This window comes from Rubrivivax albus (assembly GCF_004016515.1).
In the GTDB taxonomy this organism is placed as follows: domain Bacteria; phylum Pseudomonadota; class Gammaproteobacteria; order Burkholderiales; family Burkholderiaceae_C; genus Rubrivivax; species Rubrivivax albus.
In genome coordinates this window covers 876,989-896,513 of record NZ_SACT01000001.1, presented here as the reverse complement: position 1 = coordinate 896,513, position 19,525 = coordinate 876,989, and the positions used below count along the sequence as shown (strand labels likewise).

Sequence of the window (19,525 nt, the reverse complement as noted above, 5' to 3'; positions counted from 1 at the left end):
TGTCAGTGCCTTCGGAACGGCCGGGCAGCACTGACATGAGCGACACCGCACCGATCCGACTGGCCCCCGCCGCAGCCGACGACAGCGTCGAGCTCGAGCGTGCCGAGCTCTACGGCCTGCTGGCCGCCCTGTGGCTGGCGCCGCCCGACGAGGCCCTGCTGCGCCAGTTCGGCGTGGCCGTGACGCAGGCACCGCAGCAAGGCGGGCCGCTGGAGGCCGCCTGGGAGGCCCTGGTGGCGGCCATGCGTGCCACCACCGCCGACGCCGCCGCCGCCGAGCACGAGGCGCTGTTCCATGGCGTGGGCAAGCCCGAGGTCTTCCTCTACGGCTCGTACTACCTGACCGGGTTCCTCAACGAAAAGCCGCTGGCGCAGCTGCGCGACGACCTGGCCGCGCTGGGCCTGACGCGCGACACCGACCGCGGCGAAACCGAGGACCACGTGGCCTACGTGTTCGAGGTCATGCGCTACCTGATCGCCGGGGACGGCGCCGGCGACGACCCCACGGTGCACAACCTGGAGCAGCAGCGCCGCTTCTTCCGTGCCCACGTGCAGCCCTGGGTCGGCGCGCTGTGCGACGCGGTGCAGGCACACCCGCGGGCCGAGGTCTGGCGTTCGGTGGCCGCGTTCACGCGCAGCTTCGTCGAGGTGGAGACGCAGGGCTTCGACCTGCTGGAAGCATGATCGATCCGGAACTCATCACCGGCCTGGTGCTGGCCGGCGGCCGCGGCAGCCGCATGGGCGGCGTCGACAAGGGGCTGCAGAACCACCAGGGCATCCCGCTGGCGCTGCATGCGCTGTTGCGGCTGCAGCCGCAGGTGGGCCACCTGATGCTCAACGCCAACCGCAACCTGGGCGCCTACGAGGCCTTCGGTGCGCCGGTGTGGCCCGACGCGACGGCGGACTTCCCGGGCCCGCTGGCCGGCGTGCTGGCCGGTCTGGAGCACTGCGAAACGCCCTACCTCGTCACCGTGCCCTGCGACACGCCGAACTTCCCGGCCGACCTGGTCGAACGCCTGGGCACGGCGCTGCAGGCCGAAGACGCCGAGATCGCGATGGCGGCCACGCTCGAGGATGGCACGCTGCGCACACAGCCGGTGTTCTGCCTGATGCACGCTCACCTGATGGAGAGCCTGGTGGCCTTCATGCAGGCCGGTGAACGCAAGATCGACCGCTGGACGGCACGCCACCGCGTGGCCGTGGTCACGTTCGACGACGCCTCGGCGTTCTTCAACGCCAACACCGTGGCCGAGCTCCAGCAACTGCAGCATGGCCGCTGAGACCGCCGCCGGCGACGAGGGCGGGCACTGGCCGCGGGCCGTGGTGCTCGTCGTCGACGACGAGCCGGGCATGCGCCACTTCCTGGAAAAGGCCATCGCGCCGCGCGTGGCACGCGTGCTCACCGCCGGTTCCGCCGAGGAGGCCGAGGCCCTGCTGCGCCAGCACCATGTGGACCTGCTGCTGCTGGACATCGCGCTGCCGGGCAAGAACGGCATCGCGCTGCTGAAGGACCTGCGCGCCCAGGGCATCGGCTCCGAGGTCGTGCTGATCACGGCGTTCGCCGACCTGGACACGGCGATCGAGGCCCTGCGGGCCGGCGCCGGCGACATGCTGCTCAAGCCGTTCCGCGTGACCCAGGTTCTGGGTGCGACGCGGCACGCGCTGGAGCGCGCCCGCCTGCGCCGCGAGAACTGGGTGATGAGGCGCGAGCTGCTGCAGCGCACGCCACCAGCCGACGGCCTGGTCGGCAGTTCGATCGCCATCAAGGGCCTGCAGGCGGCGCTGCACCGCGTCGCCACCGTGGACTCCACCGTGCTGCTGACCGGTGAATCGGGCACCGGCAAGGAGCTGGCGGCCATGGCCCTGCACCGGCTCAGCCCGCACGCCAGCGCGCCCTTCGTGCCGGTCAACTGCGCCACGGCGCAGCCGGCCCAGCTGGAGGCCGAGCTCTTCGGCACCGGCGGCAGCGAAGGGCTGTTCGTCGTCGCACAGGGCGGCACGCTGTTCCTCGACGAGGTCGGCGAGCTGCCTCCGGCCCTGCAGGCGGCACTGCTGCGCGTGCTGGAGGACCGCCGCGTGCGGCCGGTGGGCAGCGAGCGCGACATCCCGGTGGACGTGCGCATCGTCGCGGCCACCAACCGGCCGCTGGCCGACGACGTGACCAGCGGCCGCTTCCGCGCCGACCTCTTCTACCGGCTGCAAGTGGTGGAGATCAAGCTGCCGCCTCTGCGCGCCCACAAGGAGGACATCCCGGACTTGGTGGCGCATTTCGTCGAGACGCTGGCACCGCGGCTGGGCGTGCCGCCGATCGAGGTCACGGCCGACGAGATGGGCTTCCTGCGGCAGTACGACTGGCCCGGCAACGTGCGCGAGCTGCGCAACCTGATCGAGCGTTCGCTGATCGTCGGCGCGCTCAACGTCTCGGCGCTGTACCAGAGCCTGCCCCGGCCAAGCGCCGTGAAGCGCACCGTCGTCGAAGGCGCCCCCACGGACCTCCACACGCTGGAGAAGCAGCACATCCTGGCCGTGCTGGCCTCGGTGCAGGGCGACAAGACGCAGGCCGCGGAACTGCTGGGCATCTCGCGGCGCACGCTGGAGCGGCGCGTGGCGGAGTGGGGCCAGCAGGGCTGAGAGCCCGCGGCTGAACGACGGCATGGGACGCTTCCAGTCGCTGTCGATCCGCAACAAGCTGCTGGCCATGGTGCTGCTGCCGCTGCTCGGCGTGCTGCCGCTGCTGGGTGCGCTGCTGCTGTGGTGGAGCAACGCCGCCTTCGACCGCCTGCTGACGACCAAGGTGCGCGCCGACCTGGCCGTGGCTCAGGGCTACTTCGAACGCGTGCTGGCCGAAGTCGGCACCGGCACGGCAGCGATCGCCGAATCGCACGCACTGGCGCGCGCCTTGTCCGAGGGCGGCGACGTGCCCGCGCTGCTGACGGCGGCCGGGCGCCGCGCCGGGCTGGACTTCATCCACTGGCGCCCGGGTGATGCCACGACCGACGGCACCGACCTGGTGGTGCTGGAACCCGAAGCGCAGCGGGCACTGCTGGACGCGACGCAGCGCGAACGCGTGGCCGTGCCGCTGCTGGGCACGCGCAACGCGGCGCCCTCGCAACGCACGCGCGAGGACCGCGCCATGGTGCTGCTGGCCACGCGCGCCGTGGTCGACGACCGCGGCCAGCGCCTGGGCACCGTGCAGGGTGGCGTGCTGCTCAACCGCAACCTGCCCTTCATCGACCACATCAACGAGATCGTCTATCCCGCCGGCTCCCTGCCCTTCGGCAGCCAGGGCACGGCCACGCTGTTCCTGGACGACGTGCGCATCAGCACCAACGTGCGCCTGTTCGGCCCGACGCAGGCCGAACGCGCGATCGGCACCCGCGTCTCGCGCGTGGTGCGCGACGCGGTGCTCGGCCGCGGCCAGACCTGGCTGGACCGGGCCTTCGTCGTCGACGACTGGTACGTCTCGGGCTACCAGCCGCTGACCGACGCTGCCGGCCAGCGGGTGGGCATGCTCTACGTCGGCTTCCTGGAGCGCCCGTTCACCTGGCTGAAGTACGCGGCATTGGCCGGCATCGGCATGGTGTTCTTCGCCGTGATGATCGTCGCGGCCGTGGTGTCGCTGCGCTGGGCGCGCACGATCTTCCGCCCGCTGGAGCGCATGGAGGCGACGATGCTGGTGGTCGAAGGCGGGGACCTCGATGCCCGCGTCGGCGCCACCGGCAGCCACGACGAGGTGGGGCGCCTGGCCGGGCACCTGGACCACCTGCTGGACGTGCTGCAGCGCTGGCATGCCGAGCTCGACGCCAAGGTGGCCGAGCGCACCCGTGAACTGGAAAACGCGCAGGGCCAGCTGCTGCGCAGCGAGAAGCTGGCGGCGGTGGGTCAGCTGACGGCCAGCATCGCGCACGAGATCAACAACCCGATCGCGGTGATCCAGGGCAACCTCGACCTCGTGCGCACGCAACTGCCGGCCGAAGCGGGCGACGTGGTGCGCGACGAACTCCGGCTGATCGACGAGCAGGTCGAGCGCATGCGGCTGATCGTGACCCAGCTGCTGCAGTTCGCGCGCCCGTCGGAGTACGCCGGCTACGTGGCGCCGGTGGACACGGCGCGCGTGGCCGAGGACTGCCTGGTGCTGGTCGGCCACCTGCTGGCCAAGACACGCATCACCCTCGTGCGCGAGTTTTCAGCCACGCGGCAGCCGCAGATCAACCGCAACGAACTGCAGCAGGTGCTGGTGAACCTGCTGGTCAATGCCATCCACGCCATGGCCGACGGCGGCACCCTGCTGCTGGCCACGCGGGATCTCGACGACGGCCGCGTGGCGATCGACGTCGCAGACACCGGCCCGGGGCTGGAGGCCACGCTGATGGACCAGCTGTTCAAGCCCTTCGTCACGCGCAAGAAGGACGGCACGGGCCTCGGGTTGTGGATCAGCCGCAGCATCGTGGAGCGCTACGGCGGCGAACTCGTGGCCGCCAACCGGGCGACGGGCGGGGCCTGCTTCTCGGTGCTGCTGCGGCTGGACGGCAGCGCCTGAGCGAGCGAGCGAGCGGGACGGCCGGCGCGGCCTGCCGGACCGAGCCCACGGCGCACAGGGGTTTGACCTGGCGCAAGCATCGTATTTCCCACACTGTATTTCCCACAATGCATCTGGGGTCTCAGGCGCCTAGATTGCGGGCCTGTCGAAACCCGCTGAATCAGGAGACCCCAATGAAAGTCCAAGTCCTGGCCGCTGCCGTGGCCCTGTCCCTGGCCGCCCTGCTGCCTGCCGCCGCCGCGCCGATGGTCATCAAGTACAGCCACGTGGTGGCCGACCAGACCCCGAAGGGCCAGGCGGCGCTGAAGTTCAAGGAGCTGGCCGAGAAGGCGCTGCCCGGCAAGGTCGAGGTCCAGGTCTTCCCGAACAGCCAGCTGTTCGGCGACGGCAAGGAGATGGAAGCGCTGCTGCTCGGCGACGTGCAGATCATCGCGCCCTCGCTGGCCAAGTTCGCCAAGTACACGAAGAAGCTGCAGATCTTCGACCTGCCGTTCCTGTTCGACGACATCGCCGCCGTCGACCGCTTCCAGGACAGCGCCAAGGGCCAGGAACTGCTGGATTCGATGACCGGCAAGGGCATCAAGGGCCTGGGCTACCTGCACAACGGCATGAAGCAGCTCTCGGCCAACAAGCCGCTGAAGACGCCTGCCGACGCCAAGGGGTTGAAGTTCCGCATCCAGAGCTCCGACGTGCTCGAGGCGCAGTTCAAGGCCGTGGGCGGCAACCCGCAGAAGCTGGCCTTCGCCGAGGTCTACCAGGCGCTGCAGACCGGCGTGGTGGATGGCACCGAGAACCCGTGGTCGAACATCTACACGAAGAAGTTCCACGAGGTTCAGAAGGTCATCATGGACAGCAACCACGGCGTGCTGGACTACATGGTGATCACCAACGCCGGCTGGTGGAAGAGCCTGCCCGACGACGTTCGCACCGCGCTGAACAAGGCCATGGTCGAGTCGATCAAGTACGGCAACAAGGTGGCCTTCGACGAGGCCGAGAACTACCGCCAGAAGGTCATCGCCGACAAGAAGGCCGACGTGATGCCGATGAGCAAGGCAGAACTGGGCCAGTGGCGCGAGGCCATGAAGCCGGTGTGGACGAAGTTCGAAGGCGACATCGGCAAGGACCTGATCGACGCCGCGCTGGCCGCCAACAAGTAAACCGCATCGCGACGGGGAAGACCATCGTCCCGGCCGTTTCGTCGGCCGGGGCGGTGGCATGAGACAGGAGGGCCCGCCATGCGCTGGCTGGATCGTTTGGAGGAGTGGATCGTCATTGCCATGCTCGTGGCGATGACGGGCCTGACGTTCGTGCAGGTGGTCCTGCGCTACGTCTTCAATTCCGGGTTCACGTGGGCCCTGGAACTGACCACGGTGTTCTTCGCCGTGATGATCTTCGTCGGCGTGGCCTACGGCGTGCGCATCGGCGCGCACATCGGCGTCGACGCGCTGCTGCGGCTGATGCCCTCGGGGCTGAAGCGCGGCGTGTCCATCCTCGTCGTGCTGCTGTGCCTGGTCTACGCCGGCATCGTGATCGCCGGCGCCTGGGTCTACGTCAGCAAGATGAAGATGGTGGGGGTCGAGCTCGAGGACCTGCCGATTCCGGTCTGGGTGGTGCGTGCCATCCTGCCGCTGGGCTACGCGCTGATGGCCTTCCGGTTCGGGCAGGTGCTGTGGCAGCTCGTCACCGGCAAGTCCGACAGCCTGCACCTGGCCGACGAGGCGGCCGAGGCGATGAAACTCAAGGCCGAGGAGGCCAAGGCATGAACACCGCCATCCTCTTCCTCACGCTCTTCGTGCTGATGGCCCTGGGCACACCGGTGGCGATCGCGCTGGGCCTGTCGAGCCTGGCGACGATCCTGCTGGTCGGCCAGGACTCTCTGGCCAGCCTGACGATCAAGATCTTCGAGACCAGTGAGCACTACACGTTGCTGTCGATCCCGTTCTTCGTGCTCGCCGGCGCGCTGATGAGCACCGGCGGGGTGGCCAAGCGCATGGTGGCCTTCGCCATCGCGGCGGTGGGCCACATGCGCGGCGGTCTGGCGATCGCGAGCGTGCTGGCCTGCACGCTGTTCGCCGCCGTCTCCGGCTCCAGCCCGGCCACCGTGGTGGCGGTGGGCTCGATCGTGATCGCCGGCATGGTCAGGAGCGGCTACACGAAGGAGTTCGCCGCCGGCGTCATCTGCAACGCCGGCACGCTGGGCATCCTGATCCCGCCGTCGATCGTGATGGTGGTCTATGCCGCCGTCACCGAGGTCTCGGTGGGCCGCATGTTCATGGCCGGCGTCATCCCCGGCCTGCTGCTGGCCTTCATGCTGGCCTTCGCCGTGTGGTGGCGCGCCGGCAAGCTGACGCTCACGCGCACCGAGCGCGCCAGCCCGGCCGAACTGTGGCGCACGTTCAGGGAGTCCATCTGGGGCCTGATGCTGCTGGTGATCATCATGGGCGGCATCTACGGCGGCATCTTCACGCCGACGGAAGCGGCCGCGGTGTCGGCGGTCTACGCCGTCTTCGTCGCCATCGTGATCTACCGCGACATCAAGCCCCGCGAGCTGCCGCACGTGTTCCTGGAGGCCGGCAAGACGACGGTGATGCTGATGTTCATCATCGCCAACGCGCTGCTCTTCGCCCATGTGCTGACCACCGAGCGCATCCCGCAGACCATCGCCGAGGCCATCCTCGCCGCCGGCATGACACCGTGGATGTTCCTGCTGGTGGTCAACATCATCCTGCTGGTGGCCGGCAACTTCATGGAGCCGACCGGCATCATCCTGATCCTGGCGCCGATCTTCTTCCCGATCGCCACCCAGCTGGGCATCGACCCGATCCACCTGGGGATCATCATGGTCGTGAACATGGAGATCGGCATGATCACGCCGCCGGTGGGCCTGAACCTGTTCGTCACCAGCGGCATCACCGGGATGAACATCGTGCAGGTGGTGCGCGCGGCGCTGCCGTGGCTGATGATCCTGCTGCTGTTCCTGGTGATGGTGACCTACATCCCGCAGATCAGCCTGTTCCTGCCGGAACTGGTGTTCGACTGACTCCCCACGAGAAACCCCGGCGCATGGCCGGGGTTCCGCATGGTGGCTTCTCTCGCGCTCAGGTCGTCTTGCTGATCGAGATCGTCGGGAACTTGGCCGAGTAGTCCTTGGCCTTGGCCGCGATCTTCACCGCCACCTGGCGCGCCACGGCCTTGTACAGGCCGGCGATCTCGCCTTCCGGGTCGGCCACCACGCTGGGCCGGCCGGAATCGGCCTGTTCGCGGATCGACAGGTTCAGTGGCAGTGCGCCGAGGTAGTCCACGCCGTACTGCTCGGCCATGCGCTTGCCGCCGTCGGCGCCGAAGATGTGCTCGGTGTGGCCGCAGTTGGGGCAGCAGTAGACGGCCATGTTCTCGACGATGCCGAGGATGGGCACGCCCACCTTCTCGAACATCTTCAGGCCCTTCTTGGCATCGAGCAGCGCAATGTCCTGCGGCGTGGTGACGATCACCGCGCCGGTCAGCGGCACGCGCTGGCTCAGCGTGAGCTGGATGTCGCCGGTGCCCGGGGGCATGTCCACCAGCAGGTAGTCCAGCTCGCGCCAGTTGGTCTGGCGCAGCAGCTGCTCCAGGGCCTGCGTGGCCATCGGGCCGCGCCAGATCATCGGGTTGTCGGCGTCGATCAGGAAGCCGATCGACATGACCTGCACGCCGTAGTTCTCCAGCGCCTCCATGCTCTGGCCGTCGACACTCTCGGGGCGGCCCTCGATGCCCATCATCATCGGCTGGCTGGGGCCGTAGATGTCGGCGTCCAGGATGCCCACGCTGGCGCCTTCGGCGGCCAGCGCCAGCGCCAGGTTCACGGTGGTGGTGCTCTTGCCGACACCGCCCTTGCCCGAGGCCACGGCGACGATGTTCTTCACCTTCGGCAGCAGCTGCACGCCACGCTGCGCCGCGTGGGCCACGACCTTGGTCGCGATCTGCACGCTGACGTTCTGCACGCCGGGCACGCTGCGCGCTGCGGCGATCAGCGCGCTGCGCAGCGCCGGCACCTGGCTCTTGGCCGGGTAGCCGAGCTCGACGTCGAAGCTGACGTCGCCGCCCTCGACCTGGAGGTTGCGCAACTGCTTGCCGCTGACGAAGTCGCGGCCGGTGTTGGGGTCGGTGACGTTTTTCAGCGCGTCGAGCAGCGCGCTTTGCGTGGGTGCGGTCATGGGGTCCAGTCTCCTCGGATACCCAGCAGTCTACTGGCCCGGGCCTGCCCCTGATGCCAGCAGGTCCAGGTACGCGCCCTCGACCAGCCACTGCGGCTGCACGCCCAGGCGTGTCATCAGCGCCTCGGCCTCGTCGATGCCGTCGCAGGCGGGCTCGTCGTTGCGTAGCACCACTTCCAGTTCCAGGAATGCGCCCAGGCCTTCGACGTCGTCGAGGTGGATCCGCGTGCGGCCGACCATCACCACGGTCCGCTGCTTGCGCACGCAGCCGATCAGGCCGCAGGCGGCGGTCAGCGCGGCGTGCAGGCCCTCGGCGTCGCTCACCGGCGTGCGGACGTAGGACGAGGTCTTCGGGCCCGCACTGTCCGGGCGTTCGTAGGCAATCAGCTCGGCCGTGCCGTCGGCAAACCGGCGCAGCTTCAACCGGCCCTGGGCACATGCGTAGAAGGCATCGTCCTGCGACAGGTGCTGCAGTGGGGCGGAGGCCAGTGCGAGCGCGCGTTCGGTCACAGCGGCCGCGGCCTGCTGCGGCAGGCAGGCCTTGATCTCGACGTTGCGGGCCATGCGTGCCTCCGTGCACCGACGGCCCGGACGGATGGGGCCGCACAAAGAGAAACGCCCGCGCCGGGAAGGGCGCGGGCGTTGCTGCAGATTTGGCGGAGCGGACGGGGCTCGAACCCGCGACCCCCGGCGTGACAGGCCGGTATTCTAACCAACTGAACTACCGCTCCGCAGCGGTGGCGTCTTCACGTCAGACCTTGCGGTCTGCCGCCAAGTGCCGCCTGACTTGGCATCCCGTAGGGGATTCGAACCCCTGTAACTACCGTGAAAGGGTAGTGTCCTAGGCCTCTAGACGAACGGGACAAAGAACCGACTTCGCACTGAACAACGCTTGAGTGGTGGAGGTAAGCGGGATCGAACCGCTGACCTCTTGCATGCCATGCAAGCGCTCTCCCAGCTGAGCTATACCCCCGGAACCTGCTGAAGCGGCTGTCACACTGCTTCAAACCCGGCGCTGTTCAAGCGAGTCCATGACTATAGCACAGGATCTCAGACCGACTGCAAGCGGTGCAGCACCTCGTCACGTTCGAAGAGGGCCAGCACGGCGTCGATCGACGGCGTCTGTGCACGGCCGCACACCAGCACGCGCACGGCCGGCGCCAGTTGAGGCATCTTGAGACCGAACTCGCCGAGCACGGCCTTCATCTCGGCGGCGATGGCGGCCTTGTCCCAGGCACACGCGGCCAGCCGGTCGCGAAGCGCCTTGAGCGCCGGGCGCACCGTCACCGGCACGTGCTGCGCGAGGTCGGCCTCCGACGGCACCGCCGGCGCGGCATACATGCCCAGCCAGTCCGCCAGTTCCACCAGCGTGGCACAGCGGTCCTTGAACAACGCGCACATGGCGACCAGACGCGCCGCATCGATGGCCTGGCCACGTGCCGCCAGCAGCGGCTGCAGCAGAGCCGCCAGCCGCGTGTCGTCGGCCTGCTTGATGTAGTGGGCGTTGACCCACTGCAGCTTGGCCGCATCCCACTGTGCCGCGCTCTTGCTCAGGTGCGCACCGTCAAACCACTGCACCAGCTGCTCGCGCGAGAAGAGTTCGTCGTCGCCATGGCTCCAGCCCAGTCGGGCCAGGTAGTTCAGCATCGCCTCGGGCAGGTAGCCGTCGTCCCGGTACTGCAGCACGCTGACGGCGCCGTGGCGCTTGCTGAGCTTGTCGCCGTCCGGCCCCAGGATCATCGGCACGTGAGCGTAGACCGGCACCTCGCCGCCGAGCGCACGCAGGATGTTGATCTGACGCGGCGTGTTGTTCACGTGGTCGTCACCGCGGATCACGTGCGTGATGCGCATGTCCAGGTCGTCGACCACGACGCAGAAGTTGTAGGTTGGCGTGCCGATGCCGTCCGGCGTCGTCGCGTCCGCCCGGGCGATGATCAGGTCGTCGAGTTCCGCGTTGCTGATCGTGATCGTGCCCTTGCAGCGGTCGTCCCAGCTGACACCGCCCTCGGTCGGGTTGCGGAAGCGGATCACCGGCGCGTGCGCCGGCGGGGTGGGCAGCACCTTGCCCGGCTCCGGCCGCCAGCGGCCGTCGTAGCGCGGGTTCTCGCCGCGCGCACGCTGCGCCTCGCGCATCGCGTCGAGTTCCTCAGGCGTGGCCCAGCAGCGGTAGGCGGTGCCTTCGTCCAGCATGCGCGCGATCACCTCGCGGTAGCGCTCGATGCGCTGCATCTGGTAGTAGGGCCCTTCGTCGTAGCGCAGCTCCAGCCAGTCCATCGCGGCGACGATCTGGTCCACCGCCTCCTGCGTGGAACGGGCGACGTCGGTGTCCTCGATGCGCAGGATGAATTCGCCGCCGTGGTGGCGGGCGAAAGCCCAGCAGAACAGCGCGGTGCGCGCCGTGCCCAGGTGCAGGAAGCCGGTGGGCGACGGGGCAATGCGGGTGCGGATCTTCTTGTCGGAACTCATGCGGAAAGCTTGTCCAGGCCGCGCGCGAGGTCGGCCTTCAGGTCGTCCAGGTGCTCCAGCCCCACGCCCAGGCGGATCATGGCCTGGGTGATGCCGGCCGCCGCGCGCTGGTCCTCGCTGAGGCGGCCGTGCGTGGTGCTGGCCGGGTGGGTGATGATGCTGCGCACGTCGCCGAAGTTGGCGGCGATGCTGCAGACGCGGGTGGCGTCGATGACGGCGAAGGCCTGCTCGCGCCCGCCCTTCACGTCGAAGGACAGCACTGCGCCGCCATGGCCGTTCTGCTGGCGCATGGCGAGCGCATGCTGCGGATGCGACGCCAGGCCCGGGTGGTACACGCGGGCCACGGCAGGATGTGCCTCCAGCCAGCGGGCCAGCTCCAGCGCCTGCGCGCTCTGCGCCAGCACGCGAACCGACAGCGTTTCCAGCCCCTTGGCCACGACCCAGGCGTTGAAGGGCGACAGGCTGATGCCGGCACTTCGCATCACCGGGAAGAACTTGCCGCGCACCAGCGACGTCGAAGCGCACAGCGCGCCCGCCGTGACGCGGCCCTGCCCGTCGAGGAACTTGGTGCCGGAGTGCATGACCACGTCGGCGCCAAACTTGACCGGCTGCTGCAGCGCCGGCGAGCACAGGCAGTTGTCCACCACCAGCAGCGCACCGCCGTCGTGCGCGATGTCGGCCAGCGCCTGGATATCGCAGACATCCGTCAGCGGGTTGGTCGGCGTCTCGGCGAACAGCAGCTTGGTGTTCTGCCGCATCGCGGCTTTCCACTCGACCACGTCGGTCTGGCTGACGAAGCTGGTCTCGACGCCGAACTTGCCGAATTCGCCCGCCAGCAGCTTGATCGTCGAGCCGAACACGCTGCGCGAGCAGACCACGTGGTCGCCCGCCTTCAGCAGCCCCAACACCAGCAGCAGGATGGCGCCCATGCCGCTGGCGGTGCCAATGCAGTCCTCGGTGCCTTCCAGCGCCGCCAGGCGGCGCTCCATGATGGTGACGCTGGGGTTGGAGAAGCGGCTGTAGACGAAGGCCTCCTCCTCGTCGGCGAAGCGCTTCGCCGCCGTGGCGGCATCCGGGTGCGTGAAGCAGCTGGTCAGGTACAGCGCTTCGGAGTTCTCGCCGTAAGGCGACGGCGGCAGGCCTTCGCGTATGGCCAGCGTCTCCAGGCGCAGGTCGCTCGGCAGGTCGGGGCGGGGAATGCTCACCGTCCGTCCTCTTCCGACTGCAGCGCCAGGCGCGTTCGCGCCGGGCCCTCTTCCTCTTCCGGCTGCGCACGGCGCTGCGCTTCCATCGCGCCGAAGTCGGCAGCGCTGATGTCGCCGGTGACGTAGTGGCCGTCGAAACAGGAGGCTTCGAAGCCGTCGATCTTCGGGTTCAGCGCCTTGACCACGCGCTTCATCGCGTCCACGTCCTGGTAGATCAACGCGTCGGCGCCGATGTACTCGCGGATCTCCTCGAGCGTGCGGCCATGGGCGATCAGTTCCTCGCGCGTGGGCATGTCGATGCCGTAGACGTTCGGGAAACGCACCGGCGGCGCGGCCGAGGCCATGTAGACCTTGTTCGCACCGGCCTCGCGCGCCATCTGCACGATCTCTCGGCTGGTGTTGCCGCGCACAATGGAGTCGTCCACCAGCAGCACGTTGCGGCCCTTGAACTCCAGGCCGATGGCGTTGAGCTTCTGGCGCACGCTCTTCTTGCGCACCGACTGCCCCGGCATGATGAAGGTGCGGCCGACGTAGCGGTTCTTCACGAAGCCTTCGCGGTAGGGCTTGCCGATCTTCTGCGCCAGCTGCATCGCGCTCGGCCGGCTGCTCTCGGGGATGGGGATGACGACGTCGATCTGGCTCGGCGGCATGGTGGAGATCACGCGCTGCGCCAAGGTCTCGCCCATGGCCAGCCGCGCTTGGTAGACCGAGATGCCGTCCATCACGGAATCGGGCCGCGCCAGGTACACGTACTCGAACATGCAGGGCCAGTGCTGGGGCATTTCGGCGCACTGGCGGGTGTGCACGCGGCCATCGAGGTCGATGAACACCGCCTCGCCCGGCGCCACGTCGCGCAGCACCCGGTGCCCCGTGCCTTCCAGCGCCACCGTCTCGCTGGCCACCATGACCTCGCGCTCGCCGTCGGCACCGATGCCGGCACTCAGGCACAGCGGGCGAATGCCGAAGGGATCGCGGAAGGCCAGCAGGCCGTGGCCGGCGATCAGCGCGATCACGGCGTACGAGCCCTTGATGCGCCGGTGCACGCCGGCCACGGCACGGAAGATCTCGTCGGGGGACAGCGGCAGGTCGCGCGCGGCCAGCTCCAGCTCGTGCGCCAGCACGTTGATCAGCACCTCGGTGTCGCTCTCGGTGTTGATGTGGCGGCGGTCGATGTCGAACAGCTGCTGCTTGAGCGCCGGCGCGTTGGTCAGGTTGCCGTTGTGCACCAGCACGATGCCGAACGGCGCGTTGACGTAGAAGGGCTGCGCCTCCTCCTCGCTGTAGGCGTTGCCGGCGGTGGGGTAGCGCACCTGGCCCAGGCCCACGGTGCCCGGCAGCGCGCGCATGTTGCGCGTGCGGAAGACGTCGCGCACCATGCCGCGCGCCTTGTGCATGAAGCACTTGGTGCCCTGCATGGTGACGATGCCCGCCGCGTCCTGGCCGCGGTGCTGAAGCAGCAGAAGCGCGTCGTAGATCAGCTGGTTGACGGGCTGTTTGGAAATGACACCGACAATGCCGCACATGATGGGTGCTACTCCGGCAGCCACTGCCGCAGGTCGTGCGGCAGCAGCGGTTTGATGAAGGCGATGGTGGCCGTGGTCCAGCGTGCCCCGGTGGAACTCTGCCACAGCGGCGACTGCGCCGCCGGCGTCAGCGCCACCAGCGTGGCCACGGCGATCAGGACGACGCCGCCGCGCAGCACACCGAAGGCGGCGCCACCGATGCGGTCGACGATGGACAGCGGCGTGGCATGCACCAGCATGCGGACGAGCTTGGCGCCCAGGCCCCAGACGATGAGGGCGAGCACGAAGACGACGGCGAAGGCCGCGGCGCGGTTGGCGCCGGAGCCTGGCGTGCCCACCGGCAGGTGCGGCGCCAGGTCGGCGGCGAACCATTGCGCCACGAAGTAGGCCACCACCCAGCCCACCAGCATGGCCACCTCCAGCAGCAGCCCGCGCCACAGGCCGAGCAGCACGGACACGGCCAGCACGGCCAGCATGGCCCAGTCGATGATGCCGATCTCGGCCATCAGAGTTTGACGACGGTGGCCGGCAGGTCGGCCTTGCGCAGCCTGGCCGCCGCGGCATCGGCGTCCGCACGCGTGGCGAACGGCCCCACGCGCACGCGCGTGACCTGGCCGCTGGACACCGTGACGGCCTGCGTGAAGGTGCTCACGCCGGCCTTCTGCGCCTTGCCACGCACCTCGCGCACCGTGGCCTCGGACGCGAACGCGCCGATCTGCACCACATAACGCGCCGTGGCGGGTGCCGCCGCCTTGCCTTCCAGCAGAGCCTGGGCACGCTGGCCGTCGTCTCGCTTGACCGCTGGCGGCGGCGTCGGCTTTTCTGCCGCCCTGGCGGTGGGCGATTCCGGACGCGCGGACGGCGCCGGCACGGGATCCTTCGCGGCCGGCGTTGGCGCCTCCGCCGTGCGCGGCGCCGGTGCCTCGATGACCTCTTCCACCGGCGCTGGTGCAGGTGCCGGAGCCGGCATGGGCGCCGCGGTCACTGGCGGGGCGGACGCCGGTGCCGGCATGGCCAACGGCGGCGCGCCATCCTTTGGCGGGATCACGATGGGCAGGTCCACCGGAATCGGCCGCGGCTCGGTCTCGAACAGCAGCGGAAAGGCGATGACGCCGATGCCCAGCAGCACCACGGCACCGATCAGGCGTCGCCGCGCCCGCGTACGGGCCTGCGCCACCACTGCCGGTGCACCCACCGCCGAAGGCTCAGGACTCGGTGCCGCGGTGGGCGTCTTGCGGCGGAACAGGGTCGGCCAGGGCATGCGCGGCGGAGGGGGCGACGGGTGGGGTGGCGGCAGCCGGGGCCAGAGAAGCGGCAGGGAATCGCGGCAGCCCGGCTTCGATCACGCCCCCCACGGTGTAGAACGAACCGAAGACCACGATTCTATCAGCCGGGTCGGCCCCCGCTGCCGCCGCACGCAGCGCCGCGGCCGGGTCGGCATGGGTGCTGACACCGCCTTCCCGACCTGCGGTCAGGGGCACCAGCAAGGCGGCAAGGTCGCTGGCCTTGGCGGCCCGAGCCGGGGGCAGGTCACACACGTGCCAGTGGTCCACCAGCGGCTGCATGCGCGCCACGATGGCTGCCAGGTCCTTGTCCTGCATGGCGCCGAAGACGGCATGCGTGCGCGGGTAGAAGCCCATGGCATCGAGGTTGCTCACCAGCGCGCCCACCGACTGCGCGTTGTGCGCCACGTCCAGCACCAGCGTGGGCTGGCCGGGCACGATCTGGAAGCGGCCCGGCAGCTCGACCAGCGCCAGCCCGGTGCGCACCGCCTGGGCCGTCACCGGCAGCCGGTCGCGCAGCGACTCCAGCACCGCAATGGCGCCAGCGGCGTTGAGCAACTGGTTCGCGCCGCGCAGCGCCGGGTAGGCCAGGCCGTGGTAGCGCCGGCTGCTGCCGCCATGCTGGCTGGCCCAGCGCCACTGCTGGCGGTCGCCGTCGTGCAGGAAGTCGCGGCCGACGAGCCAGAGGTCGGCACCGATCTGTTCGCCGTGGGCCAGCACGCTGGCCGGCGGCACGGGGTCGGCCACGATGGCCGGTCGGCCGGGCCGCATCACGTGCGCCTTCTCGCGGCCGATGGCCTCGCGGTCCGGCCCCAAGTATTCCACGTGGTCGATGTCCACCGAGGTGATCACCACCGCGTCGGCATCGAAGGCGTTGACGGCGTCGAGCCGGCCGCCCAGGCCCACCTCCAGGATCACGAGGTCCAGGTCCGCCCGGCTCAGGCAGCGGGCGATGGCCAGCGTGGTGAACTCGAAGTAGGTCAGTGTTGTGTCGCCGCGCGCCGCCTCCACCGCAGCGAAGTGCGGCACCAGCGCCTCGGCGGCCACCGGTTCGCCATGGATCCGGCAACGCTCCTCGAAGTGCACCAGGTGCGGCTTGATGTACAGGCCGGTGCGGTAGCCGGCCTGGCGCGCGATGGACTCGATCATCGCGCAGGTGGAGCCCTTGCCGTTGGTGCCGGCCACGGTGATCACCGGCACGTCGAAGCGCAGGCCCAGGCGGTCGCGCACGGCGGCGACGCGGGCCAGGCCCATGTCGATGGTCTTCGGGTGCAGGCGCTCGCAGTGGGCGAGCCAGTCGGCCAGGGTCTGTGGCGTGCTCATGGGAAACAGCGGAAACAGGAACCGGGCCACGCGGGCCCGGTTCTTTCGGGTTCGGAAGGCGGTCAGGCCACGGCGTCGGCGCTCTGCCGCTGCAGCATGGCCAGCGAACGGGCGATCACCTGCCGCTGCTGGCGGCGGTCGACGATCATGTCCAGTGCGCCCTTGGTCAGCAGGAACTCCGCACGCTGGAAGCCTTCGGGCAGCTTCTCGCGCACGGTGTTCTCGATCACCCGCGGGCCGGCGAAGCCGATCAGCGCGCGCGGCTCGGCGATGACGATGTCGCCCATGAAGGCGAAGCTGGCGGAGACGCCACCCATGGTCGGGTCGGTGAGCACGCTCACGTAGGGCAGTTTCGCCTTGGCCAGCCGGGTCAGCGCGGCATTGGTCTTGGCCATCTGCAGCAGGCTCAGCAGGCCCTCCTGCATGCGCGCGCCGCCGGTGGCCGCGAAGCTGACGAAAGGCACCTTGTGCTCCACCGCCGCCTCGACGCCGCGCACGAAGCGTTCACCGACCACTGAGCCCATCGAGCCGCCCATGAAGTCGAACTCGAAACAGGCGGCCACGACCGGCACGCTCATCACCGCGCCGCCCATGACCACCAGCGCATCGGTCTCGCCGGTGGATTCCAGCGCCGCCTTCAGCCGCTCGGGGTACTTCTTGCTGTCCTTGAACTTCAGCGCGTCGACCGGCAGCACCTCCTGGCCGATCTCCCAGCGGCCTTCACCGTCGAGGAAGGCTTCCAGCCGGGCTCGCGCACCGATACGGTGGTGGTGGCTGCACTTCGGGCAGACGTTAAGGTTGCCCTCGAGGTCGGTCTTGTAGAGCACCGTCTCGCAGGCCGGACACTTGATCCACAGGCCCTCGGGCACCGTGCGGCGCTCGGTGGGATCCGTGGGCTGGATCTTCGGAGGCAGCAGTTTTTCGAGCCAGCTCATCGTCGTCTCTCCTTCACGGGGCATCCAGGGCGGCACGGATCTCCGCCATGAACGCCTTGGCTTCGCCCGCCACGCGGTTGCGCGGCTGGGCTTCCAGGATCTGCACCAGGCGCGACCCGATCACCACCGCATCGGCCACCCGCGCCACCGCCTGCGCGGTGGCGGCATCGCGGATGCCGAAGCCAACGCCCAGCGGCAGTGGCACGTGGGCGCGGATGCGCGGCAGCATCGCGGCCACCGCCTCGGTGTCCAGGTGGCCGGCACCGGTCACGCCTTTCAGCGACACATAGTACACATAGCCGCTGGCGATGCGGCCGACCTGGGCCATGCGGGTCTCGGTGGACGTGGGCGCGAGCAGGAAGATCGGATCCAGCCCCGCGCCCTTGAGCGCAGCGGCGAAGGCCTCGCACTCCTCTGGCGGATAGTCCACGATCAGCACGCCGTCGACGCCGGCAGCCTGGGCGTCGGCCACGAAACGGTCGACGCCGTAGCGCTCCACCGGGTTGGCGTAGCCCATCAGCACCACCGGGGTGGTGTGATCGTCCTGGCGGAAGGCGCGCACCATGGCCAGCACCTTCTCCAGGCTGATGCCGCGGGCCAGGGCGCGCTCGCTGGCCTTCTGGATCACCGGGCCGTCGGCCATCGGGTCGCTGAAGGGCACGCCGAGTTCGATCACGTCGGCGCCGCCGTCGGCCAGCGCATGCATGATCTCCGGCGTGGCGTCGGCATACGGGTCACCGGCGGTCACATAGGGAATCAGGGCCTTCCTGCCGGCGGCCTGAAGGGCATCCAGGCGGGTCTTGATACGGCTCATTGCTTCACCGCCTGACCCCGGCACGACGGCCGGCAGTAGAAGTCCGCGCCGGACAGGTCGGCCACGGTGCCGATGTCCTTGTCACCCCGACCCGACAGGTTCACCAGCAGGTGCTGGTCCGGCCGCATCGTGGCCGCCAGCTTCATCGCGTAGGCCACGGCGTGGCTGCTCTCCAGCGCCGGGATGATGCCTTCGGTACGGCACAGGCGGTGGAAGGCCGCCAGCGCCTCGTCGTCGGTGATGCCCACGTACTCGGCGCGGCCGATGTCCTTCAGGAAGGCGTGCTCCGGGCCGACGCCCGGGTAGTCCAGGCCGGCGGAGATGCTGTGCGTCTCCGTGATCTGGCCACCCGCGTCCTGCAGCAGGTAGGTGCGGTTGCCGTGCAGCACGCCGGGTGTGCCGGCCGACAGGCTGGCCGCGTGCTTGCCGGTGTCCAGGCCCTGCCCGGCCGCCTCGACGCCGATCAATCGCGTACCTTGGTGCGGGATGTAGGGGTGGAAGATGCCCATCGCGTTGCTGCCGCCGCCCACGCAGGCGATCACGGCGTCGGGCTGGCGGCCGATGAGTTCGGGCATCTGCCACAGGCATTCCTGCCCGATCACGCTCTGGAAGTCGCGCACCATCACCGGGTAGGGGTGCGGGCCGGCCACGGTGCCGATGATGTAGAAGGTGTTCTCGACGTTGGTGACCCAGTCGCGCAGCGCCTCGTTGAGCGCGTCCTTCAGCGTCCGGCTGCCGCTCTCCACCGGCACCACCTTGGCGCCCAGCAGGTGCATGCGGTAGACGTTGGGGCTCTGGCGCTTGACGTCCTCGGCGCCCATGTAGACGACGCACTCCATGCCGTAGCGCGCACAGACGGTGGCAGTGGCCACGCCGTGCTGGCCGGCGCCTGTCTCGGCGATCACCCGCGGCTTGCCCATGCGGCGCGCCAGCAGCGCCTGGCCGATGGTGTTGTTGACCTTGTGTGCGCCGGTGTGGTTGAGGTCTTCGCGCTTGAGGTAGATCTGCGCGCCGCCGACTTCACGGCTCAGGCGCGCCGCGTGGTAGACCGGGCTGGGCCGGCCGACGAAGTGCTTGAGTTCACGCCGGAACTCGGCCTGGAACTCCGGGTCGTCGCGGGCGATGTCCCACTGCGCCTTCAGTTCGTCGAGCGCGTGGATCAGGGTCTCGGCAACGAAGGTGCCGCCGTAGGGGCCGAAATGCCCGCGGGCATCCGGCTGCTGGTATTCGAACATGAGGGGACT

18 protein-coding genes and 3 tRNA genes are annotated in these 19,525 nt (G+C 69.4%); 7 read left to right on the top strand and 14 right to left on the bottom strand.

What is annotated here, in order from left to right:
* Positions 1-35 precede the first annotated feature (35 nt).
* The 7 genes from ENE75_RS04200 to ENE75_RS04170 all read left to right on the top strand — a co-directional run bounded on the left by ENE75_RS04200 (position 36) and on the right by ENE75_RS04170 (position 7,579).
* Positions 36-683, top strand: a complete 648-nt coding sequence (locus tag ENE75_RS04200) for a TorD/DmsD family molecular chaperone (protein WP_128195898.1) — start codon at positions 36-38, stop codon at positions 681-683.
* Positions 680-1,279 carry a molybdenum cofactor guanylyltransferase MobA gene (gene mobA / locus ENE75_RS04195; RefSeq protein WP_128195896.1) on the top strand — a complete coding sequence of 200 codons (600 nt, stop codon included), beginning with the start codon at positions 680-682 and terminating at the stop codon, positions 1,277-1,279. The genes ENE75_RS04200 and mobA overlap by 4 nt, the downstream gene beginning before the upstream one ends.
* The gene (locus ENE75_RS04190; protein ID WP_128195894.1) at positions 1,269-2,630 is read left to right on the top strand and encodes a sigma-54-dependent transcriptional regulator; all 1,362 of its coding nucleotides are present in this window, start codon (positions 1,269-1,271) and stop codon (positions 2,628-2,630) included. The genes mobA and ENE75_RS04190 overlap by 11 nt, the downstream gene beginning before the upstream one ends.
* 22 nt (positions 2,631-2,652) lie before the next feature.
* Positions 2,653-4,539: a sensor histidine kinase gene (locus ENE75_RS04185; protein WP_128195892.1), complete on the top strand. Its 1,887-nt coding sequence runs from the start codon at positions 2,653-2,655 to the stop codon at positions 4,537-4,539.
* A gap of 173 nt (positions 4,540-4,712) precedes the next feature.
* Positions 4,713-5,696 carry a TRAP transporter substrate-binding protein gene (locus tag ENE75_RS04180; RefSeq protein WP_128195890.1) on the top strand — a complete coding sequence of 328 codons (984 nt, stop codon included), beginning with the start codon at positions 4,713-4,715 and terminating at the stop codon, positions 5,694-5,696.
* Positions 5,697-5,774: 78 nt separating this feature from the next.
* A complete protein-coding gene (locus tag ENE75_RS04175) occupies positions 5,775-6,302 on the top strand; it encodes a TRAP transporter small permease (RefSeq protein ID WP_128195888.1) in 528 nt (175 codons plus the stop codon).
* Positions 6,299-7,579: a TRAP transporter large permease gene (locus ENE75_RS04170; protein ID WP_128195886.1), complete on the top strand. Its 1,281-nt coding sequence runs from the start codon at positions 6,299-6,301 to the stop codon at positions 7,577-7,579. The genes ENE75_RS04175 and ENE75_RS04170 overlap by 4 nt, the downstream gene beginning before the upstream one ends.
* 58 nt (positions 7,580-7,637) lie before the next feature.
* Here the strand turns inward: ENE75_RS04170 and apbC are convergent, their stop codons facing one another.
* From apbC to trpB, 14 genes are all read right to left on the bottom strand, one after another.
* Positions 7,638-8,732 carry an iron-sulfur cluster carrier protein ApbC gene (apbC, locus tag ENE75_RS04165; RefSeq protein ID WP_128195883.1) on the bottom strand — a complete coding sequence of 365 codons (1,095 nt, stop codon included), beginning with the start codon at positions 8,730-8,732 and terminating at the stop codon, positions 7,638-7,640.
* Between the two features lie 30 nt (positions 8,733-8,762).
* Entirely contained in the window at positions 8,763-9,296 is a 534-nt protein-coding gene (locus tag ENE75_RS04160) for a class IV adenylate cyclase (RefSeq protein WP_128195881.1), read from the bottom strand.
* Positions 9,297-9,386: 90 nt separating this feature from the next.
* Positions 9,387-9,463 (bottom strand) — tRNA-Asp (locus tag ENE75_RS04155).
* Between the two features lie 57 nt (positions 9,464-9,520).
* Positions 9,521-9,596 (bottom strand) — tRNA-Glu (locus tag ENE75_RS04150).
* Between the two features lie 33 nt (positions 9,597-9,629).
* A tRNA-Ala gene (locus tag ENE75_RS04145) sits at positions 9,630-9,705 on the bottom strand.
* Between the two features lie 77 nt (positions 9,706-9,782).
* The gene (gene gltX, locus ENE75_RS04140) at positions 9,783-11,198 is read right to left on the bottom strand and encodes a glutamate--tRNA ligase (protein ID WP_128195878.1); all 1,416 of its coding nucleotides are present in this window, start codon (positions 11,196-11,198) and stop codon (positions 9,783-9,785) included.
* Positions 11,195-12,403, bottom strand: a complete 1,209-nt coding sequence (locus ENE75_RS04135; RefSeq protein WP_128195876.1) for an O-succinylhomoserine sulfhydrylase — start codon at positions 12,401-12,403, stop codon at positions 11,195-11,197. The genes gltX and ENE75_RS04135 overlap by 4 nt, the downstream gene beginning before the upstream one ends.
* Positions 12,400-13,926 (bottom strand): amidophosphoribosyltransferase, encoded by a 1,527-nt coding sequence (gene purF, locus ENE75_RS04130; protein WP_128195874.1) that lies wholly within the window; start codon positions 13,924-13,926, stop codon positions 12,400-12,402. Before purF ends, ENE75_RS04135 begins: the two co-directional genes overlap by 4 nt.
* Positions 13,927-13,934: 8 nt before the next feature.
* The gene (locus ENE75_RS04125) at positions 13,935-14,432 is read right to left on the bottom strand and encodes a CvpA family protein (RefSeq protein ID WP_128195872.1); all 498 of its coding nucleotides are present in this window, start codon (positions 14,430-14,432) and stop codon (positions 13,935-13,937) included.
* Positions 14,432-15,187 (bottom strand): SPOR domain-containing protein, encoded by a 756-nt coding sequence (locus tag ENE75_RS04120; protein ID WP_128195870.1) that lies wholly within the window; start codon positions 15,185-15,187, stop codon positions 14,432-14,434. Before ENE75_RS04120 ends, ENE75_RS04125 begins: the two co-directional genes overlap by 1 nt.
* On the bottom strand, positions 15,132-16,532 hold the full coding sequence (folC, locus tag ENE75_RS04115) for a bifunctional tetrahydrofolate synthase/dihydrofolate synthase (protein WP_128195868.1): 1,401 nt from the start codon (positions 16,530-16,532) through the stop codon (positions 15,132-15,134). Before folC ends, ENE75_RS04120 begins: the two co-directional genes overlap by 56 nt.
* Before the next feature lie 62 nt (positions 16,533-16,594).
* Positions 16,595-17,467 (bottom strand): acetyl-CoA carboxylase, carboxyltransferase subunit beta, encoded by an 873-nt coding sequence (gene accD, locus ENE75_RS04110; RefSeq protein WP_128195866.1) that lies wholly within the window; start codon positions 17,465-17,467, stop codon positions 16,595-16,597.
* Positions 17,468-17,480: 13 nt separating this feature from the next.
* Entirely contained in the window at positions 17,481-18,281 is an 801-nt protein-coding gene (trpA, locus tag ENE75_RS04105; RefSeq protein WP_128195864.1) for a tryptophan synthase subunit alpha, read from the bottom strand.
* Complete coding sequence (trpB, locus tag ENE75_RS04100; RefSeq protein ID WP_128195862.1) at positions 18,278-19,516, bottom strand: tryptophan synthase subunit beta; 1,239 nt, start codon at positions 19,514-19,516, stop codon at positions 18,278-18,280. The genes trpA and trpB overlap by 4 nt, the downstream gene beginning before the upstream one ends.
* Positions 19,517-19,525 lie beyond the last annotated feature (9 nt).